At 52.9% G+C, this 19003-nt stretch carries 9 protein-coding genes; all 9 read right to left on the bottom strand.

What is annotated here, in order from left to right; translation table 11 throughout:
• Positions 1–148: 148 nt before the first annotated feature.
• The 9 genes from EPA93_RS15160 to EPA93_RS15120 all read right to left on the bottom strand — a co-directional run bounded on the left by EPA93_RS15160 (position 149) and on the right by EPA93_RS15120 (position 19000).
• Positions 149–5368, bottom strand: coding sequence for a non-ribosomal peptide synthetase (locus tag EPA93_RS15160; RefSeq protein WP_165423128.1), 5220 nt, complete (start codon positions 5366–5368; stop codon positions 149–151).
• 72 nt (positions 5369–5440) lie between these two features.
• Positions 5441–6490, bottom strand: a complete 1050-nt coding sequence (locus EPA93_RS15155) for a GntG family PLP-dependent aldolase (protein WP_129888321.1) — start codon at positions 6488–6490, stop codon at positions 5441–5443.
• Positions 6487–7749, bottom strand: coding sequence for an ATP-grasp domain-containing protein (locus tag EPA93_RS15150; RefSeq protein WP_129888320.1), 1263 nt, complete (start codon positions 7747–7749; stop codon positions 6487–6489). The genes EPA93_RS15155 and EPA93_RS15150 overlap by 4 nt, the downstream gene beginning before the upstream one ends.
• Before the next feature lie 70 nt (positions 7750–7819).
• A complete protein-coding gene (locus tag EPA93_RS15145; RefSeq protein ID WP_129888319.1) occupies positions 7820–8866 on the bottom strand; it encodes a PLP-dependent cysteine synthase family protein in 1047 nt (348 codons plus the stop codon).
• Between the two features lie 16 nt (positions 8867–8882).
• Positions 8883–9821, bottom strand: coding sequence for a GHMP family kinase ATP-binding protein (locus tag EPA93_RS15140; protein ID WP_129888318.1), 939 nt, complete (start codon positions 9819–9821; stop codon positions 8883–8885).
• A complete protein-coding gene (locus EPA93_RS15135) occupies positions 9818–11344 on the bottom strand; it encodes an argininosuccinate lyase (RefSeq protein ID WP_207229556.1) in 1527 nt (508 codons plus the stop codon). Before EPA93_RS15135 ends, EPA93_RS15140 begins: the two co-directional genes overlap by 4 nt.
• A 106-nt stretch (positions 11345–11450) precedes the next feature.
• Positions 11451–11555, bottom strand: coding sequence for an MbtH family NRPS accessory protein (locus EPA93_RS50940; protein WP_422877889.1), 105 nt, complete (start codon positions 11553–11555; stop codon positions 11451–11453).
• A gap of 128 nt (positions 11556–11683) precedes the next feature.
• A complete protein-coding gene (locus EPA93_RS15125) occupies positions 11684–14233 on the bottom strand; it encodes a condensation domain-containing protein (protein WP_129888317.1) in 2550 nt (849 codons plus the stop codon).
• A 42-nt stretch (positions 14234–14275) separates the two neighbouring features.
• The gene (locus EPA93_RS15120) at positions 14276–19000 is read right to left on the bottom strand and encodes a non-ribosomal peptide synthetase (protein ID WP_129888316.1); all 4725 of its coding nucleotides are present in this window, start codon (positions 18998–19000) and stop codon (positions 14276–14278) included.
• Between the last annotated feature and the right edge of the window lie 3 nt (positions 19001–19003).

The following is a 19003-nucleotide window of genomic DNA, read 5'->3' as shown; positions in this document are numbered from 1 at the left end:
GTGTGCCGTATCGCCTTCACAACAACGGCGGTTTGTTCGTTTTTTCCATGTAAGCCCGAGATGCAAGTTACTTTGCGCTTCATGACAGTTTGCATAACACTGGGCCAGGCATGCAGACAGGCTACTCTGGTTGGAGCGTTCATGCGGCTTATGACTCCAATTCGATAAGGAGTTTCTCTAGAGTGTCGTTGTCAGCCTGCTCGATGAGCGTATCGCCAATCTCCGCAGAGAGTTGGGCGATAGTGGGCTTTTCAAAGATACTCCGTATTGGGATGAGTATGTGGAACGCCTCCAGAAGTCGGGATACAACCTGGGTCGCAAGCAGGGAATGGCCCCCCAACTCAAAGAAGTTGGCCTGGGTACTGATGGGGTTGACATTGAGAATGTCCGCCCAGATCATGGCTACTGTCTCCTCAATCTGATTGCGTGGCGCGATATACTGCACCTCTGCCGACATTCTAGCAGTCTGATCCGGTTCTGGCAGAGCCTTGCGGTCAATTTTGCCATTCGTGTTCAAGGGCATCTGCTCAATGAAGATAAAAGTAGACGGGATCATATACTCTGGCAGCCTGGCTTTCAGATGGGTGCGCAGCTCGTTCAAAGAGGCAGTTTGCCCGCTTCCCATGTGAATATAGGCGATTATCTGCTGGTCATTCTCTGCCCGTTTATGCAGGATGACCACCGCCTCCTGCACCTGGGGATGCTCTCTCAATACCGCCTCGATCTCTCCAAGTTCGATGCGGAAGCCGCGAAATTTGATCTGATCGTCGATACGTCCTAGTAACTCTATCGCCCCATCGGGTAGATAGCGAGCCAGATCACCCGTTTTGTAGAGCCTTGTTCCCGCCTCCTGACCGTAGGGATCGACCACAAAGCATGCTGCGGTCAATTCTGGCCGATTGAGGTAGCCCGATCCAATGCAGACACCTCCAATGTACAGTTCTCCTGCTACGTTGACTGGTACCGGGTTCATGGCGTTGTCCAGCACATACAGTTGCATGTTGTTCATTGGCTTGCCAATAGGCACGCTGGCTAGATTGCTGTACTTCTCCAGATTGGCCTGTGTGACGTGGAAGGCGGTGCAACCAATGGTTGCTTCTGTTGGTCCATAATCATTGTAGAGCTTGCAGTTTTCTGGTAGGATATTTAGCGCTTTTCTGGCCAGAGCCAAAGGGAAGGTCTCTCCTCCCATGACGATCAGGCGCAGGGACTGTAAGGCCGTGGGCTGAAGCAACAGAACGTACTCAAGCAAGGTTGTAAACTGCGAGGGCGTCATATTTAAAATGGTGATCTGCTGTTCGCTGATAAGCTGGGTAAGCGCTCCAATGTCGCGTGAAACCTGGCGTGGAACCAGGTATAGACTGGCACCTCTCAACAATGGTCCAAAGATTTCCCAGATGGAGAAATCAAAACTCAGCCGATGATTTTGAATGACGCGATCATCGGGCTGAGGCGCATAGTGATCCAGGGCAGCGTCGAAGTACTCCGCAATGTTGCGCTGTGTAATCGCCACACCTTTTGGCCTACCAGTTGAGCCAGAGGTATAGATGATATAGGCCAGGTCAGTTCCTTTAACTGTCAATGGGCAGGACGTGTCAGGAAAGCCTTTGGTATCATTCCTTGTCCAGACCTGAAGTTCGGCGGGTAGATCGAACGTCTCCTCTGACTGATCGAGCAGGACCAGATTGCTTAGTTGCTGCGGTAATTCCTGTGCTAGCGCCTGGAGCACTGCTCTGTTCTGGGTATGCGAGAGGATGGTCCTCGCCCCCGTGTCCTGGAGCAGGTAGACTATCTGAGCGAGGGGCAGGCTGCTATCGACTGGCAGCAGAACCCCACCGGCTTTGAGCAACCCAAGCACGGCCACAATCATTTCGAGCGATGGTTCAAGGTAAACACCCACCACCGTATTTGGACCCACTCCCAGAGAGCGCAGATGATGCCCTAGCTGGTTAGCCCGGCAATCAAGTTCATAATAGGTGATTTGCTCACCAGCAAAGCTCAGGGCTTGATTGTCGGGCGTTCGGGCGACCTGCATAGCAAATTGTTCCGCAATCAGCGGCAATGCCAGGGGGCGAGGCTGATAGGTGTTGTTCCAGGTGGTGATGGCCTGTGCCGTTTCCTCTTCAGATAACAGCTTGAAGTCTCTCAGGCTTTTCGTCGGATCAGCAACGATATCAGTTAAGAGACGTTGATAGTGGTCAATCATACGTTCCATGCTGCTATCGGTAAAGAGATCATGGCTGTATTCCCAGAGTAAAGTAATGCCTTCAGCATCTGCATGCTCAGTGTGGTGCTGCCCGACGCGCTGCTCAGCGCGTGGAATGGCAATGATGGCCAGATCAAATTTGGCCGAGCCATTGCTGATCGCTTCGGTAAGGGTAATATGGACATCCGGAACCCGCATATCGGGAAGAGGTGAATCGTGGAAACTAAACATCACCTGATAAAGGGGATTATAGCGCAACTCGCGTATAGGATGAACTGCTTCGACAACTTTATCAAAGGGGACATCCTGGTTGGCATAGGCGTCAAGCGTGACAGTTCTTACCTGCTTGAGCAGTTGAAAAAAGCTCTCATGATCATTGATGCGGGTGCGCAGCGTGACGTTATTGACAAACATACCAATGATCGTTTCCGTTTCCTTGCGGTTGCGGTTGGCTACGGCTGTGCCCACACAGAGATCCGGTTGATTGGTGTACCGATAGAGCAGGATCTGGAAAGCCGCGAGCATAGTCATGAACAGCGTGACGCCGGCTTCATGGCTTAAAGCTCGCAATTTGCGGCAGAGTTCTACTGGCAATTCAATACGTGGCACTCGACCAGTGAATGTGGGTACGTCGGGACGTGGATGATCTGTCGGCATGGCCAGCACAGGAGGGCTATCGGCTAATTGTGTTTTCCAATAGGCGATCTGGTCGCGAGCTTCCTGGCTCTGCAGCCATTGTTGCTGCCAGTAGGTGTAATCACGAAACTGGAAGGCAAGCTCTGGCAGAGGCGAGGGGCGCTCTTCGATAGACGCCGTATAAAGTGCAACAAATTCGCGTAAAAAGATGTTGAAGGACCAGCCATCATGGACGAGATGGTGCTCGACGTGTAGGAGAAGATTGTCTCGTTCACTGATGCGGAAAAGGGTCCAGCGAATCAGAGGGAGTTGATTGATGTCCATGTCCCGGTCGAGTTCTCTGGCAATCAGCTCTTTGAGAGTAGCTTCGCGTTGCTCTTGTGGTTCCTGCTCCAGATTGATAATAGGCACATGCACCGGCTCAGCTTGATGAACAACCTGGATGGGTTTGCCACCCTGATTGGGGAAGGTAGTGCGAAAGATCTCGTGACGACTGATAATTTCGCTCAGGCTCGCTTCCAGGGCGTTCAGATGCAATTTGCCATTCAGTCTCAGGGTTGCCTGAAAGTGGTAGGCCTGATTGTGAGGAATGAGCTGCTGGATAAACCAGACTCGTTCCTGTGACGAGGATGCGGGGATAACCTGGTCTTGCGGTACTTTGACAAAGGGTATACTGTCTGTAAAACCGTCTGAGCGGGTCGCGGAGATAAAGGCCGCGAGTTGTGTGATCGTAGCCTGTTCAAAAATGACACGGACAGGTACGTGGACATGCAGCCTTTCCTGTAGTCGCGCCAGTACTTGCAGCACGAGTAGGGAGTGGCCGCCCAGGGTAAAGAAGTTTTCCTCACGGGAGATGCCCTTCAGGCCCAGAACCTCTTCCCAGATGGCTGCGATTTGCCGTTCTTCCTCGCTTGCGGGTGGGGTTCCCTGGCTGCGTATCTCATGGAGGATAGACCAATCTGGCTCAGGCAATTGCTTGCGGTCGATTTTGCCGTTTGGTGTCAAGGGGAAGGCGGTCAGTTCATGAACCAGGGCAGGTACCATATATGCAGGTAATCTCTGGCCTACCCAGGTGCGCAGTTGCTCGGCATCAGGTCCATGGTTGGTATCTGATGCTACTATATAAGCAACCAGACGTTGGTCGTCTTCGCGGCGATTACGAACCATCACAATAGCCTGAGCGATGCCAGGCATGCGGTTAATGACCGTTTCGATCTCGCCAAGTTCCACGCGATAACCATGTAACTTGACCTGCTGATCGCTCCGCCCCAGGTAGCGAAGCTGGCCATCAGGCTCCTGGCAAACCAGGTCGCCGGTGCGATACATGCGTCCACCAGCCGGTTCCCAGGGGCAGGGTACAAAGCGTTCAGCTGTCAATTCTGGTCGATTCAGATAGCCACGGGCCAGTCCTGAGCCAGCGAGATAGAGTTCACCAGTCTCGCCTGGGGCTACACGTGACCCCTCTTCATTGAGTATGTATGCCTTGGTACCGGTGATGGGGCAACCAATAGTCACCTTCTGGATATCCAGGGGGAGAAGAGCCTCTGTTGAGTAGGTAGTATCTTCACTGGGTCCATACAAGTTGTACAGGCGAGAAATCTGTCGCTGTTCGGCCAGTTGCTGCACCAGTGCCAGGGGAAGGGCCTCACCGGCCAGACACACAGTCTTGACGCTTTGAGGCAGTGGCCCCAGGCGCAACAGCTCACGCAGAATTGAAGGGACCGTATTGATAAGCGTGACAGGCTGGGACGTGTTCAAGTAGGGCAGGAACAGAGCATTCTCGACCAGCAGAACGCAACCACCGACGCTCCAGGGAGCAAAGAACTCAAAGATCGCAAGGTCAAAACAGATGGAGGTGCTGGCCAGTGTACCCGCCAGTTCCTCGGTAGAGAAGCGTTGCTGGCACCATTGGAGGAGTGCGAAGGCGCTGCGATGCGTAATGGCAGCACCTTTAGGCTGACCGGTCGAGCCAGAGGTATAGATGACATAAGCAAGTTGTTCAGGGTAGATTGGTGCAAGCCGGGCAAGATTCTCGGCGGTTAACCCAGGCAGATCGGTGAGCAGATCCAGACAGAGATACTGCAAAGTCTCCGTATCGCTCAATTGAAGGTTCTGCAGGATCTGTGAGTTCGTAATCACGAATGAGACCTGAGCATCCTCCAGGAGAAAATGGAACCGTTCCTGAGGATAGGCTGGATCAAGCGGAACCGAGGTGCCACCGGCCTTGAGAATGGCCAGCAGAGCAACAGGCAAATCTAATTGCCGGGGCAAGCACAGGCCAATACGCATTTCCGCTTGCACGCCCAGCATACGAAGGTATATAGCAAGGCGAGTTGCGCGCTCATCAAGTTCGCAGTAGGTCAGGGTTTGCTGCTGATCGCAGACCGCCAGGGCCTGGGGGCTGCGCTCCTTCTGTTCTTCGAAAAGCTGTTGCATGCTGGATAGTCCGCTCCTCGGAGCGGTATTGTCGCGTTGGAGAGGCGAGATCCCGGATGCAAACGGAGCCGGGTTATAGGGGTGAAACATGCTAACTCCTTTTTTCTGGTTGCAGGCCCTTGAGTGGGCATACATGAGATGGTTGCTATCCTCTTTTTGAGTTCAGCCCTGGTTGGTAGTGTGGAGTAGCCCTGAGATAATCTCAAGTGCTTGCTCGACATTTTTCTCTGTAATACCATAGTGGAATACGGCTCGTATGTTGCCATGCCCCAGTTCGCTCAAGTTCAAGCCACGCTGATGCGCAGCCTCGATGACTGTTTTAGAGGTAAAGCGCTCATGAATGACCTTGAACAGGACGATATTCGTCTGGACATTCTTGAGCGTTATGGCTATCTCTGGCCACTCGGCCAGCCGTTCAGCAAACAGGCGAGCATGGCGATGATCTTCCTCCAGACGATCTGTCATCTGTTCCAGGGCAACAAGGCCTGCCGCCGCAATAATGCCAGCCTGCCTCATGCCTCCCCCAAGCATTTTGCGCATGCGGCGGGCCTGCTCAATAAAGCTCCGGCTACCTACCAGCATGGAGCCAATGGGTGCAGCAAGCCCTTTTGAGAGGCAGAACTGGAGCGAGTCCATCTCGTGAACCAACTCAGCTACACCGACGCGCAGGGCGGTAGCGGCGTGAAAGATTCGGGCTCCGTCCAGGTGAATGTTCATCTGCTGCTCGTGGGCAAAGGCCGCGGCCCGGCGCAGGTAGGTAGGGTCGAGAACAACGCCACCACAGCGATTATGGGTGTTTTCCAGGCAGAGCAATGCTGGCAAGGCGTACTGTGGATCGTCTCGTTCCTCCGGCATTGCTGCGGCCAGATCGCTGATTAGCAGGCTCCCGTCTGGCTGTGTGGGAATCGGTTCGTACATGATGCTTCCGCACACCGAAGCTCCACCTGCTTCATAGATGTAGATGTCTGATTCGTTGCCGACCAGTGCTTTGAAACCTCTGGGGCAATGAACTAGCAGGGCGACCAGGTTGGCCATGGTGCCGCTGGGCATCAGGCAACTATTCTCTTTCCCACAGATGGACGCGGCCAGCTCTTCTAACCGACGCACAGTGGGATCTTCCCCATAGACATCATCACCGAGGACGGCCTGGGTAATGGCAGCTCGCATGCTGTCTGTGGGCAGAGTGAATGTGTCGCTACGCAGTTCGATCATACATGAAACTCCTCTACTACCCTGTTTCCGCTATCGTTGCGCACGGCCAGGTGGATTTGTGAGCTCGCGGTCTGTAAGGCACAAGTTGTTTGCTCATAGCTGGCGGTATGCGCAATAATATATCCCAGGCGGTCATAGGCACTCCGAGGCGGATTGACCTGCTTCCCGGGAGCGCTGGTCAAGGTGATCTGCTTAATCCCATTGACAGCCCTGGCTACGCTCAGTCCCTCAATGTTTTTCGTCCAGCCCTGTTCCCTTGAGACCAGAAACTGAATGCCCGCGCATCCTTGCGCTCTGAGGTTCAGATCAGGTTCATGCCCCGTAACCGCTTTTATCTGCTGCTCTATCAGGTCGATCCCGCTGGTATAGCGGATCAATTCGGGAATCATTCCACCAGCCAGACGTGCATTAATCTCGATGATCTGGCAACCATGCGTGGTAAGTTTGACCTCTGTATGGGCCGGTCCATGAGCGATACCCAGAGCTTCCAGTGCTTGCAGTACCGTGTTGCGCATCTCTTGCTCACTCGCTGGCGAGAGTGCTGCTGGAAAGAAGTGGCGCTCTTCTACAAAGTAGGGAAAGGCTGTCAGGTGTTTCTCAGTAATGCCCAGGCAGGTCGTATGGCCCTGCCAGCTAAAGGTTTCTACACTATACTCGGCGGCATCAATAAAGGCTTCCAGCAGGGCTGCCTGAGCAGTCCGCTGCCCACGAATATTTCTGGTCAGAGACAGTATACTGCTTACCTGTTCCTCCACGTCTTGTCTGCTGGCGCAGAAGCGTACTGCGTTTGAGGCAGTATCGTCGACTGGTTTGGCAACGCAGGGCAGGCCTACTTGCTCAATGGCCGTGTCCAGATCGCTCAACCTGCGTACCTCAACAAAAGCCGGTTGCTGCATACCTACTGCGGCAAGATAGTGGCGCATGGCTGCCTTATTGCGGCAACGAGCTACTGCCTGTGCTGGATTACCGGGCAGACCATGCAGTTGTGTCAGTTGAGCCACGTTAACCAGGTAAAATTCGCTGGTTGTGGTGATTCCACAGATACTGTCGGGATCGAGTACATCGATAGTCTCCTGGAGGCGCTCACCGGAATTGGTATCGCAAATAATAACCCGACAGGGTTGTTGTTCTAAGCCAGGATAACGTTGTGGATTGTTGGTCAGGAAGATAGGCGTCAGGCCCATTTCCCTGGCCTTACTCAAGGCAAGCAGGCCGGTGCCTGTGGTATTCGATTCTACAAAGACAAGTTTTGGCGACATGTCACTGCCTCTTTCATCACATAGGTCTTGACCAGGGAGATATCCAGCCCCGGAAGTTATCGTTTACTGCTCAGGCTCGTGCGCCAGCGCCAAGCGGCAAACGTTTCAATTGAGTAAAGGACCAGCTCTGCACAGCTGTATCGGGAGTGACCTGCTCTGGTTGGGCCGGGAGATGGCCTTGATTGACCCCTTTGTCGATGCGATAGGACTCGTTGTAGATGGTGTTGAGGTATCGATCGCCCCGATCGGGGAAGATGGCTACGATGTTAGTCCCGGCCTTGACTGTATGGCTGAGCCAGCGAGCTACGGCGTAGACCGAGCCTGAACTATTGCCTGCGAAAATCTTTTCGGTATGGGCTAGATCCAGCGTGGCGGCAAAGGCTTCCGCATCATTGAGCCAGTGTACCTCATTGACCAGGGCATGCGCGACATTTTTCGGAACCAGGCTGTTTCCCAGGCCGCTTTGCAGACGTTTGGGGGAGTCTGGCTGCCCAAAAATAACGCTGCCCACGGCATCTACCGCAACGACATGCAGGCTCTGCTGCCTTTGGCGTAGTGCTCGTGCGGTTCCGCTCAGGGAGCCTCCACTACCCACACTGGCCACAAGGATATCGACTTGCCCCAGATCCTCGATCAATTCGTTGGCCAGGTCAGTATAAGCATAGGGATTGCCTGGATTCTCATACTGACGTGGCCAGAAGGCCCCAGAATGGAGATTCATCAATTCATGCAGGCGTTCCAGACGTGCTCCCTGCCAGCCCTTGTCGGTCATTTTATCTACAACGTGGATTGTGCAGCCCAGGGCACGCAACTTGGTAAGGGTCAAGGTATCGATCCGTGGATCTGTAACGATATGGACGCTATGGCCAAGAGCCGTTCCTACCAGTGCTATGCCGAGGGCCATAGTGCCAGATGAACTTTCGATAATGGGAGCACCATCTTTGAGCACGCCTTTTCTGCGGGCATCCAGGATAATCTGCTTGGCTACCCGGTCCTTCATGCCAAAGGGATTGAGCAATTCCAGTTTGCCATAGACATTTCCTTGCGCCCCTCCATCCAATTGCAGTTGCACCAGTGGGGTTTTGCCTATACTCTCGATGATGTTTTTGTACAGCATAGTGCTCTCCTCTCCTTTAAGAGATATGCTCTCTCAAAGTAGTATTGACGCAACATAACGAATGATAGACCAGTACGGTACTGGCCAGATCAGAGATTTGATCATAAGCTTGTCTGAGTTGTTCTCGGTATGCAGGGTATTGCGGAGAGAGCAGAAGGCCCAGGCATGTTCCGCTATGGGCCACGATTACTCCTAGCCCACTGATGCTCTGACAGATTTCTTGCAGATTCTTGAGTGTTCTTTTGGGATTCAGGGCCTGATTCAACTGGGCGCTGCGGGTCGCTATGTATCCCAGGCTGGCCAGATCTTGCTGACGCACGGCCATGGCGGTCATTTCCAGCAGGCGTTTATATTCTGCCACCTCTTCTTGAGTGAATGGTTTTGGATAGTGATTAAAAGCAATGGTATCTACTGAACCACCCTCATCCAAACCGATAATGGTTAGTGAGGGCAGATTTCCGAAGAAGGTGTGTAGCCGAACCTGCTGATGGTAAAAGGCGGCAATACCGGGATACATCACGCCATCTGACGGCTCGATCTGCTGCATCCATTGTTCGAGCAACGCCAGGGGAATGGATAGATGAAAGCATGAGGCGATGGCCCGCGCTGTGGCTACCAGATCGGCTGAGGAACTAGCCAGACCTTTGCCCACGGGCAGTTCACTGACAATTTTGAGTTTGCCCCCCGGTTGCAGATGATAGTATTTTAGAATAGCAGTGGCAAGGGTCTGGGCTTTCCATTTAAAGTCAGGCCACACGCTGACTCGCGTGTTGTCCGGCTCTGCGATAAACGTGGCGTATGAGTAGCAATCAATCGGGAAAGTAACCAGAAAATTGTTGTGTTCAGGTCCAAGTGAACCTTGCAACAGTTCTCCAAATGTGCCAAATGCTTTGCCTGTGCCAATCAATCTGCCGGACGTGTCTCTCCCTGGTGCGGTTAAATGGCCTGAGATCATAGGTCTTCCACTTCCTTTTCGCCAGAAAGTTGTCTATCAATTTCGCGCAATGCCTGTTCTATCTGGAACTGTTTGCTTTGCCGAACTGTCTGAACGTGCTGAAGATCGTTTGTCTGTTCGCGCAACATCTGCTCAACTGCCTGTGTCCCAGTTGATCCGGAGGTGTGTTTTTCTTGGAGGTTGTGCTCAGGATCGAAAAGCTCTTGCAAGGTATGGTAAGCAATATCGGCGGAATATCCCTGAGCCTGGCAGATGGCATGTAAGAGGTGCGCACTCCCCTGGCCGGGTGTGAAGCCTTGCTGTATGGCCTGTACGATGTACTTGCCCGCTGCAACCTGACCCTGACGAGTGGAGATGCCCGCTTGCAAGGTCAGATGGTTGGCAAGCGCAAAGCCACCGAAGTATTCCTGGGTACAGGCATGGCGCATGGTCTCGCTCTGAAACTCCATCTGATCGATGACCAGGGTGAAGATGCGTAGAAGTGAGGCCATAGTCGTAAACATACTGCTGAGCTGGCTTCCAGCCTCTTTTGATACTTCGACTAGATTGGTATAGGAGGTGTTGCGCTGACCCATAATGAAGTCCTGGTAGTAGGCCGTCAGGTGGGCAGTTCTGGCTCTCAAGCGTTCAAGGACGGGAAAATTCTTTTTTTGTGGCATGGCCGAGGATATGCCTGAAAACTCATCAGGCAGACTAATAAAGGCATAGGGTCCACTGCCCCAGGCGATCAGATCGGTGATAAAGCGGCTCAGAGTAGCACCAATAGTTGAGAGTTCTGCGGCAATACGTGTACGCCAGTCCCGCGAGGCGACCGAGACCAAGGCATGCCTCTGTGGTCGGTCAAAACCCAGCAGACTTGCCATGCGTACCCGGTCCCAGGGCAGTTGCTGGCCTGCCATCGCGCCTGCGCCCAGAGGGCAGGTATTCAGACCGTCGTAGATGTTAAGCAGGGCAGTGGTCGAGGCAAGCATCTCTTCGATCAGGGCAGTGAGATAGAAGCCAGGACTGATGACCTGCGCGGCCTGATAGTGGGTATAGCCTGGCATGATCATCTCCGTCATTGCGCTCGCTCGCCTATGAACTGCCCAGGCAAAGCTCACCATCTGATCTATGATGGCCAGAAGTTGCTCACGACCTGAAAGCAACTGTGCGCAGGCCTGAAAGTCGTTTCTGCTGCGATCAACATGCCATGCGCCTGGCAGGTGCGACAGGGATTGTTCAACCTGGCGCTCAATGGCAAAGGCAATATCGGACATATTCTCCTCTCTCTTAGGCTGGAGAGTATCTCTTCTGATGCTGTTGAGGATAGTGCCGATAGATAGCGCTTCCTCAAGATTGAGCAGATCCATTCGCCTGTATTCAAGGAGCAGCACTTTCTCGATCTGTATATACCAGGGCAGCAGGTACGCCAGGTCGTAATGAAATTGTGGGGTCAGGATGTCTTCGTCGAGCGATGTATGCGGGCCAGCCGCTATTCTTCCGGTCAGGTTGGCTGGCATCTTTTTCTCGTCCTGCATACTCATTTTATCTCCTCTAACGCACTCATTTCTCTTCGGTAAAGCCGATGGGTGTGAACACGATTTTACGCGAGACGCCTTTCTTCCATGCGTTGGCGCAAGCTTAATGGCCTCATGTCTGTCTAGACTTCTTTATATAGGCCAGGCAGTTGTCCTTCGTGCCGGTTTTACCTGCATCCTGCCAGCCATTAGGGTTAGGCCGCTCGGCGAACCAGATGGAGTATTGATCTTATTGATGACTGTTACTTTATAGATACGCTCAAATTCGCTCTATTCTTATTTCATGAATATCCCTTTCTTGTACTCTTTTTCTCTTGTATGATCCTTTACGAGAAAAAAGGCTGGTTAGCGCTGTATACGCGCCGTCTGTATAGCTTCAATGCTGGTTTGAAGCTGGCGTGCCAGCTCCCGAACAGCAGGTTCAATGACGATGCTCAGATGGGTGGCCGCGATCGTCTTGACGGTGACTGGCTGACTAGAGAGGCTACTCCACCCATACGTTTCGTCGTAATACTGCTTGTCCACTGCTAGTTCCAGCCGTTGCAGGTCTTGCTGGATGCCCTTTTGCGTTCTAAACAGAGTGATGTGACCTTTGTAAATCTGTGCCTGATAATTAGCAACGGCCCAGATTTTGGCTTTCGCCCGTTTGACAAAGTTATGTACCCATGAGAGGCCAATCTCTGGACCAACGATTCCGGCCAGCTTCATCTGTGTAAGGATGTATTGCAGAGCTTCATCCCTGGGCTGCTGACGCAAGTTAGCCAGCGGGATGTCCAGTTCCAGGCCGTTCCTTTGCCCCTCGTCATAGGCGAAGCGTCCAAGGATGGTGACTTCATTCCCATCTGTCAGCCGGATACTGACCTGAGGCGGGCGACTGTCGATCAGGGCCAGCAGGGCGGTTGAGCTGCTTTGCTGGATGAGTTGTTGAGCCATTTCAAAGGCGACCAGCCCACCAAATGACCAGCCACCTAAAAGATAGGGACCGGCGGGTTGAACCTGGCGGATGACCTTGATATAGGCGCTGGCCATTTCTTCAATAGAGATCTGGCGGATCTCTTTTTCGTAGAGGCTCAGATCTTCAAGTGCATAAAATGGCTGTTCTGTTCCCAGATGCGTTGCGAGATCGTAGTAACAGAGAACGTTGCCTCCACTGGGATGGATGCAAAAAAACGGGATTTTCTGGCCCTGACCTTGCAGAACTACAAGTGGCGATGGAGATTCCTGGTTGCCCTCATGATGTATGGCAGCGGCAAGTTTCTCGATTGTGGCTCCCTGGAAAAGCGTGGAGAGCGCCAGTTCCCTGCCAAATTCCTGGCGGATACGCTCCATGAGTTGCAGGGCAATAAAGGAATGTCCGCCAAGCCGGAAAAAGTTGTCTTTAACGCTTAAGGGTCGCTGGTTGAGGATTTCTTCCCATAGTGCAGTCATTCTCTGTTCCGTTTCGTCCCGTGGAGCCACAAAGCGTGTTCCTGATCTGTTCCTGATCTGTTCGGTGCTATTCTCCTGCGGCATTTGAGCAATCGGTTGCTCTTTGAGTTGGACTCGTTTGTTGCACTGGATACCAGAGAGATGCTGCAACGCGGACACGCTCTGCTGCGGCTGCTTGCAGAACTGCTCCAACAGATGTTGAAGCTGCTCCAGCAGGGTGAGGATGAAGTCGCGGCTAAAGCGTCCGGTTTCATAGGAGACCTCCATGATGAGCATTGGGCCGCCTTCAGCGATTAAGGTAAGTGGATAGCCAGTTCTGGCTCCGCCGGAGATCTCTTGTACGCTCAAATGAGGATCATTTTCCAGCTCGGCCTTGGGATAGTTCTCGAAGATGACCATGGTCTCAAACAGACGTTGGCCGAGGTCGATGCCACTCCATGCCTGAATCGCTGAGAGTGGTGTGTATTCGTAGAGCCTCATGCGGTTCTGCCAGCTTTGTATGTCTTTGAGCCACGCCATGACGCATTGTTGACTGTTGCTCAACTGGATACGCAGTGGAAGGTTGTTGATGAAAAGCCCGGTCATGGTGGAAATGCCAGCCAGATCGGCTGAACGTCCAGAGACGGTTATACCTATAACGATGTCTTTCTGCCCACTGTATTTGCTCAGGAGCAAAGCCCACATACCCTGTAGTAATGTATTCATAGTGAGCTGATTTTCCCGCACTAATGCGACAAGCTTATCGGTGGTTTGCAGGTCTAGCAAGATGAGTTCTTCACTCAGGTGTCCTTCCGCTGACTCGATACGCTGGTTCGTATCGTCGCTCTCCTGCAAAATAGTTGGTTGGGTAAAACCTGAAAGCATCTCTTGCCAGAAATATCGGGCTGCTTCCATATCTTGCTGCTTTAGCCAGGCGATATAATCCCGATAGGGTGGTACAGGCTCCCACACCTGCACTTTTCCCTGTTGTAGCTCAGAATAGATCTGAAGCATTTCTTGAAAGATGAGATTTCTGCTCCATCCATCCAGCAGGATATGGTGGAAGTTCCAGATCAGATGGACGATCTGCTCATCTGTGCGTATGACGGTAATGCGCATGAGAGGTGCTTTACTGATGTCGATGCCTCGCACCTGATTCTCTGCTTGCAGGGCTTCTAATTGTTTGTCTTGCATCTGTGTGGCAAGTCCTCGCCAATCTTCTTCCCTCCAGGGCAGTTCAACCTGCCTGCGAACAATCTGTAGTGGCTTTTTCATGTGCTCCCATATAATAGCGGTTCGCAGGACCGCATGGCGTGCCACGGTATGTTCCCAGGCGGCTCTGAGCCTGAGAAGGTCTACTTGCCCATGCAGGATATAATGCAGGTGCTGGGAGAGCATATGTGCTTGGGGATTGGCAAGGGTATGGACAAGCATTAATTCCTGCATGGGAGAGAGGGGGTAGATATCCTCAACATTCTTTATTTTCATCTTCTTCCTCCTGTTTGCCAGTCTCCGTTCTTGCTTGCGGGTCTACTCGTTGTCATCGGCCATCATACTGGCCAGCGTGCCAAGTTGCTCTTCATCCAGATCTGCCAGTGGAAAATCTGATGCGCTGAAATGCATCTCGCCCATGTGCTCATCAGGTGTACTTATTTGTTGTAGCGCCTGCTGGAAGCAGTGGGCCAGCCGTTCGATGGTCTCTCGATTATGGAGGTTGGCGCTATAGCGCCAGTTGTGGTTAAACTGACCATTGATAACGCTACAGTCTACCTCAACGATATATGGCCTGGATCCCCGTGAGCTGACATCCGGCCCGGTGATTTCTTCAGCGCTTCTCTGAAAAAGCGCCCCCTCGGTAAAGCTTTGATCGAACTGGCCGAGGTAGTTAAATTTGATGCCTGGAACTGGCGTGGCCTTCAGGCGTTCGCGGATCTCTGGCCGTCCCAGGTAACGCAATATGCCAAAGCCAATGCCGTGGTGAGGTATAGCATTGAGGTGTTCTTTGACCGCCATGATGATTGCTGCCGGTTCTTGGAGTCCGCCCAGATCCAGTACGACAGGGAAGTGACTGGTAAACCAGCCCACCGTGCGAGAAAGATCGACCTGTTTGAACAACTCTTCTCGTCCATGTCCTTCCAGTGTGATGGCCAAAATGTTCTGGCCGTTCCAGGCTCGATATGCCATGCCAAGCGCAGCCAGTAAACCATCGTTCATACCACTGCGGTAGCGGGCGGGTACATCTTGTAAGAGCCGGTAAGTCTGTTCGTGACTGAGCTGGCATGTAATGGTGCGCTCTGTGCTCATCAGGTTGGGGCATTTTGGATGGTCGAGTGGAAATGCCTCAAAGGGACGAGCCAGCTCTTGTAGCCAGTACTCGGCCTCTTGCTCAGCCTGAGCTGTCAGGGCGTAATCAGCAAGCTGTTGGGCCCACGAGCGAAATGAGGTAGTTTTTGCAGGTAGATGAACTTCCTGGCGCTGGCTGAGTTGCCGGTAGATGCTTTGCAGGTCTTCCAGCAGCAGACGCCAGGAGACTCCATCGACGATCAGGTGGTGGATGATAATCAGCAGATATTGATCCTCCGCAGAACCCGCCTTGAAGAGGCGGGCCTGGATCAGTGGTCCCCCACTCAGATTCAGGCTCTGTTGGGCCTGCCTGGCCTGTTCTTCCATAATAGTTCGTTGATCTTGCTTATCGATGAGCGCAAGATCGACGGTTCTAAAGGCGACCCTGGCCTCGGATGGCTCCCCACCTGTTTGCTTCCAGATCTGATTTTTCCTGGTAAAATGGAGACGCAAGGCATCATGATGGGTAATCAGGTACTCGAAGGCGATGTTCAGTAGTTCGCTATCGAGCGGCTCGGCGATGTGTACAAAGAGGGACTGGTTGTGATGCTGCACTTCTGGCAGGTTCTGTTCAAAAAGCCAGTGTTGAATGGGAGTCAGCGGCACCGGACCGTTCACCAGTCCTTGTTCGGCCTCTGATACGATTTCTCTCTTAATCCGTGGAGCCAGTTCGGCGATAGTCTGAAACTGTAGCATATCTTTGGCCGTCAGATACAGTCCCGCACGCCTGGCTCTGGCGATGATCATGATGCTTAAAATGGAGTCACCGCCCAGGGAAAAGTAGTTGTCGTGAATACCGATGTGCTCTTTATGCAGAACCTCGCTCCAGATTGTGGTAAGTTGTTGTTCGCTCGCTGTGCGTGGGGCGACAAAGCTTCTGGTTGACGCCTTGTTACCATCAGGATCAGGCAGGGGTAGGGCGTGCCGATCCACTTTGCCATTAGCGGTCAGAGGCATTTTTTCCAGGAAGAGAAAACTGGCCGGTACCATGTAGCCTGGCAAGTACTGCGTGCTATAACTGCGTAATTCCTGCTCCTCTGGTTGCTGACCTGTCTGGGGAACGATATAAGCCAGCAGTTGATAAATCCCTGTTGTCTCTGCATGGGCTAGTACCAGACAGTCTTTAATCTGCGGATGCTGTCTTAAACGTGCTTCGATCTCAGCCAGCTCGACACGATATCCATGGATCTTGACCTGAAAATCAGCCCGACCCAGAAAATACAAGTCTCCATTGGAACGATAGAGGGCAATGTCGCCACTGCGGTACATGCGTGCGCCTGCTTCATTACTAAAGGGGTCAGGCAGGAAACGCTCTGCGCTGCTGACAGGATTTTGCCAGTAACCGCGTGCTACCCCGGCCCCGCCGATATAGATTTCGCCTGCAATCCCTATAGGAACGGCCTGGAGATGCTGGTCCAGCACATAAATGCGTACATGGTTAAGTGGCTGCCCCAATGGTAATGGACAGGTTTCGTTTGCCTCGACTTGTCTGGTTAGAACGCCGACTGTGGTCTCAGTCGGGCCATAGTGGTTGAGAATACAACAGGCCGGAGCTAGTTGCTGAATACGCTGCAAGAGGTCGCTCGTTGTGGCCTCGCCACCAAGGATCAAGGCTTGCTGTGGTAGGGGAACACTTGCTTCACTGATTGAGAGCAGAGCGTTCAGGTGTGTGGGTACCATTTTTATATAGTCAATAGGATGCCAGTGCAGGTAGGCACTCATAGCTATGGGGTCTTCGACCTGCTCACGTGTCAGTATATGCAGACAGCCGCCAGTGCAGAGAGCACTCCACAGAATGGTGTTGCCCAGGTCGGCAGCCAGGGTGGTGGTCAAGGCAAATGTAGCCGCTGGCTCGGGTCTCAGTTTTGCCAGGATACTGGCAAGGTAGCTGATAATTTGTCTGTGCTCGATTGTCACGCCTTTGGGCCGACCAGTTGAGCCAGAGGTATAGATGATATAGGCCAGATTGGCTTCTGCAACCATACTTATCGGATCAGTTTCCGGCAGTCTGGCCAGCATCTCGCTGATTTCTTCCAGACAGATCAGATCATACCGTTGGCTATCTAGCGAGGAGGCTGGCGTTTTTCTACCGATGACCAGCCTGACCTGCGCGTCATCCAACAGCATTTGCAGGCGTTTGAGAGGATAACTTTGGTCAAGTGGAAGAAAGGCTCCGCCCGCCTTCAAAATGGCGAGCAGCGCTATAATCGTCTCCGGGGCGCGCTCGACCAGAAGCCCGACCCGCACCTCTGGACCGACTCCCTGGCCTTGCAGATAGTGGGCAAGCTGGTTAGCCTGTCTATTTAACTCTGCGTATGTCAGCGTCAGTTCGCCCATCGCAAGCGCAGGCAGGTCCGGCTTCTCAGTGCTCATTTGGGTTATGATTTGCTGGATCAGCAAGCCCGGTCTCTCTACACGTGTGACCTGATTGCGTTCCTTGAGAAGATGCAGGCTTTCTGCTGAGCTAATCAGCTTCAGGTCAGCACAACGCTGTTCAGGGTTGGTCGCCATGCTCCAGAGCAGTGTTTCCATGTGTTGTACCATCTGCTCAATGAGAGCGGTATCAAAAAGTTCAAGACTATACCCGGCTGTGATGGTGAGATCTTCCTCATGAGCATCGACGTACCAGGCGAGGTCGAAGCGGGTTTGTTGTTGACCAATTTCGTAAGGTTCGACCTGAAGGTGTGCAAAACTGAGATCGCAGGCAGGTGCGCTCTGGAAAGCCAGCAGAACCTGAAAGAGCGGATTGTAGTTCAGCCTGCGTTCGGGCTGCAAGGCATCAACCAGCTTCTCAAAGGGGATATCCTGGTGTGTATAGGCCTCTAGCGTTGTCTCGCGTACCTGCTGCAACAGATCCAGAACACTGTCCTGGCTATGGAGCTTTATGCGCAGGACCAGTGTATTGGTGAAGAAACCAATCAGTGTTTCCTCCTCTGCCAGAGTGCGGCCAGCGATAGGTGAGCCAATGACAATATCGTCCTGCCCACTATAGCGGGCCAGCAGTACAGCAAAGGCTGCTAACAGAATCATAAACATCGTGCATTCGGTACGCTGACTCAGGAGTTTCAGATTCCTCACCAGCTCGCGTGGCAACGTAGAGTTGATCCAGGCCCCCCAGTGGTCTAGCACGGCTGGCCGTGGCTTGGAACCGCTCAGTTGGAGCAAGGCCGGGCTATCCTGTAGCTGATTTTTCCAGTAGTCGATCTGTTGCTGAAGATATGCTCCCTGGAGCCGCGAGCGCTGCCAGAGGGCGAAATCGGGATACTGCACTGGCAGTTCGGGCAAGGAGAATGCCAGCCCTTGCATACAGGCGGTATAGATCTGGGACAGTTCCTTGGAGAAGATACTCATAGACCAGGCATCAGAGATGCTATGGTGCATTTGGATGATCAGGATCTGCATCTGATTGTTGATCAGTATAACCATGGTCCGTAAAAGCGGTCCCCTGGCCAGATTAAAGGCTCGCTGCGCCTGCTGTCTGGTGATCTCTCTGGCTCTGATTTCCCGTTCTACCTCCGGGAGCGAACGCAGATCATAGATTTCCAGCTCACTCTCCTGGGCGTCAGTCAACTGAATAATGACCTCATCTTTGATAATACCAAAGGTGGTCCGCAGGCTCTCGTGGCGGCGCAGCATTGCGTTCAGGCTGCGTCGTAGTACAAGGATGTCGAGTTTGCCAGAGAGCCGGTAGGCATGAGTAATATTATACAGACCGCTCTCCGGCTCAAGCTGATTGAGAAACCATAGGCTCCGCTGACTAAAAGAAGGTACTGGCCTCGTCTGAGGATCTCTGGGTCGAATGCTCTGGCTGGCCAACTCTTTGATGCCTTCGTCGCGCAGACGCATGTCCAGTAAGGCTCGCCGCTTATTGGCAATCTCTCGCCTCTTTTGCTCGGAGGATGGGTTTATCATGAC

This window comes from Ktedonosporobacter rubrisoli, from assembly GCF_004208415.1.
Classification (GTDB): Bacteria; Chloroflexota; Ktedonobacteria; order Ktedonobacterales; family Ktedonobacteraceae; genus Ktedonosporobacter; species Ktedonosporobacter rubrisoli.
This window is presented reverse-complemented; position numbering and strand designations above follow the sequence as displayed.